A 2,972-nucleotide genomic window follows, 5' to 3' on the forward strand; every position below is an offset into this window, starting at 1 on the left:
CCGGCGGGGCAGACCACGTACGGCGCCGGGCGGAGCAGCTTTGCCGGGCAGGCCGCCCAGACGGTGGCGGACATGCTGGTCACCGTGCCCGGCGTCAGCTTCGTGGCCGGCAACGGGCCGCGCGATGTCGTGGTGTCGATCCGCGGGTCGGGGGATCGGCAATCCTATGGCCTGAAGAACATCCAGGTGCTGGAGGACGGGTTTCCGATGACCCAGCCCGACGGCACGGCGCGGTCCGACCTGATCGATCCGCATGCCTATGACAGGGTCGACGTGTTCCAGGGGCCGGCCTCGACGCTGTATGGCAATTATGCGATCAATGGCGCGATCGATTTCCGCACCCGCGACGGCGCCGACATCCATGGGCTGGAGCTGGGGTCGGATTTCGGCAGTTTCGGCATGATCAACACTTACGTCACGCTGGGCGCCGGCAACCGGGCCTATGACCTGATGGTCTTCGGTAGCGACGTGCGGAGCAACGGGTTCATCGCCAATAGCAGCTATGCGACTGCGACGGAGAATGCGCGGCTGCGCGTCAGCCTGACGCCGTCGGACCGGCTGGTCCTGAAATTCGTCAATAACGTGACGGATGCCTTCCTGCCGTTGCGGCTGTCGCTGGACCAGTATCGCCGGAATCCCTATCAGGCGGGCTGCGCAGATGCCGCGCAGGCGGCGGCGGGATGCGCGACGGTCAATCTGCTGGTGAATGGCCGTTACGGCGCGACGCGGGCGCTGAGCCCCCAGCAGGCCGGGCTGGGCCGGTTCGACCGGCGCAGCATCGTGGGGTTGCGCTGGGAACATGATATCGACAGCCGGACGACCTGGCGCACGCAATTCACCTATGACCAGCGGCATGTCGACCAGCCGACCTCGGTCACCAGTTTCGTCGGCCCGTACAATTCCTATGCGGTCAGCAGCGACATCACGAATCGCGGGCGGATCGGCGCCACGAACCTGACCAGCTTTGCCGGGGTGAATTTCGATTATCTGGATTTCGGCTACCAGGTCTATAACCTGACGCCGGAAGGCGGGGCGACGCGGGGGGCGCTGAACAGTACCGCCTATGGCCATCAATGGAATCTGGGCGCGCGGTTCCAGGAGGATTGGCAGTTCGCGCCGCGCTGGCATGCCGTCATCGGGCTGGGGGGCACCTATTCCGACCTGGGGGCGGTGGAGACGCTGTATAGTTACAGCGCGCGCGGGCAGGCCCGGACCTGGGTTACCGCCGACCGATTTTTCTTCAACCTGGCGCCCGAGGCGGCGCTGGTCTATGCGCCCGCCTCGGACTGGACGGTGCATGCGCGCGTCGGCACGGCCTATGCGACGCCGGCGACGTCGAACCTGTTCGTGACCCCGCAGGGCACGTATGGCAACAACACGCAGTTGAAGAGCACCACCAGCGTCGGGATCGATCTGGGCGCCGACTGGCATCCGTCGCGGGCATTACGCCTGCAGGCAACGGGGTTTTACGAATTCTACCGTGACGAGCTGGTCAGCCAGTCGGCCGGGGTGAACAGTGTCGGGTCTTATGCATTCAACGCGCCGGCGACGCAGCATCGGGGCGTCGAGCTGGGGGCGGAGTGGGCGCCGCTGCACAGGACCTTGCCGGGCGCGCGGGTCAGGCTGAGCTATACCTACGACAACCAGATCTATACGCGTTATACCGAAATCCTGTCCAACAGCGCGCTGTCGCGCGCCTTCGACCGGTCGGGGCGGAATATTCCCGGTGTAATCCCGAATTTCCTGAATGCGCGGGTGCTGTACGACCAGCCGGACGGGCTGCTGGAGGGGCTGGGCGGTTCTGTCGAGGTGACGTGGCGCAGCGCGTACTGGCTGGACAATGCCAACCGGCTGCGCGCACCGGGCTATGGGCTGGTCAATCTGGAGCTGCATTACGACCCGCCCCGCCGCATGGGCTGGGCGCACCGGCTGCATGGCTATGTCGAGGTGCGGAACCTGGCCGATGCGACCTATGTCGCGGGGGCGGCCAATATCACCGACGTGCTGCAGGCCAACGGGCGGCAGGCCGGGGCCGCCGTGCTGGCGACCCGGACCGGGTCGATCTATGCCGGGTCGCCGCGCGCCGTCTTCGGCGGGGTGCGGATGCGGTTCTGAGAGTCGCTCCGGCGGCGGCCAGGCCGGGGAGGCCGCCCTCCCCGGCCGGCCGTCAGAACCACATCCGGATGCCGAAGGTGACGCCGAGCGTGTGCGCCCCCTGCCCTCTTTCGTGGGAGAAGCGGGCGGACCGGCCGAAGAGATCGTGATAGGCCACGCCCAGATAGGGCGCGAACTTGCGGTGCCATTCGTAGCGGAGCCTGAGCCCGGTATCGAGGTCGGACAGGCCGGCGCCCGTGCCGCGGGCGCGGTCGGCGGCGGAATAGGCGTTGAGTTCGGCCTGGGGTTGCAGGATCAGCCGGTTGGTCAGCAGCAGATCGTATGATCCCTGCACCCGGCCGGCGACGCCGTGGTCGCCGACATAGGCGGTGGCCTCCAACTGGAAGAAATAGAGCGCCAGGCCTTCGACGCCGAATGCGCCCCAGGCGCGGGCGGGGCCGTCGTCGATGTCGAGCCGGATGCCGGATTGCGCGTCGAAATAGCGGGTGACGGCGCGGTCATAGAGCAGTTCGTGGTCGCCGTCGCCGAACCGGCCGCCGGGGCCGAGCGTGCCCTCGGATTTCAGCCAGAGCTTGTCGTAATCGGTGCCGAACCAGGCTTGGCCGTCATAGCGGAACTGCCCGCCCCGGGCGCCGGCGCGGACCTCGAACTGGTCGAGCAGCGCGTGCAGGTAGGTGTTGTAGTCCATGACCGGAGGCATGCCGCCGACATAGGTGACCGCAGGGGGGATGGGGGTTGGGGCCGGCGTGGCGGCCGGGCCGTCCGTCATGCCCGGCATGGCATCCATGCCGGGCATCGCGTCCGTGCCTTTCGCGTCCGTGCCGGGCATTGGCATGCCGGGCATGGGCGCCATGGCC

General features: G+C 67.5%; 2 protein-coding genes. One reads left to right on the forward strand and one right to left on the reverse strand.

Translation table 11 applies throughout. The features are described 5' to 3' along the window. A partial coding sequence (locus tag HUK84_RS13860; protein ID WP_176640814.1) for a TonB-dependent receptor family protein occupies window positions 1-2,115 on the forward strand: 2,115 nt, incomplete at its 5' end. A 52-nt stretch (window positions 2,116-2,167) separates the two neighbouring features. Here the strand turns inward: HUK84_RS13860 and HUK84_RS13865 are convergent. Then, window positions 2,168-2,968 (reverse strand): copper resistance protein B, encoded by an 801-nt coding sequence (locus HUK84_RS13865; RefSeq protein ID WP_374729365.1) that lies wholly within the window; start codon window positions 2,966-2,968, stop codon window positions 2,168-2,170. Window positions 2,969-2,972: the final 4 nt, after the last annotated feature.

Source organism: Nguyenibacter vanlangensis (assembly GCF_013376155.1).
Classification (GTDB): domain Bacteria; phylum Pseudomonadota; class Alphaproteobacteria; order Acetobacterales; family Acetobacteraceae; genus Gluconacetobacter; species Gluconacetobacter vanlangensis.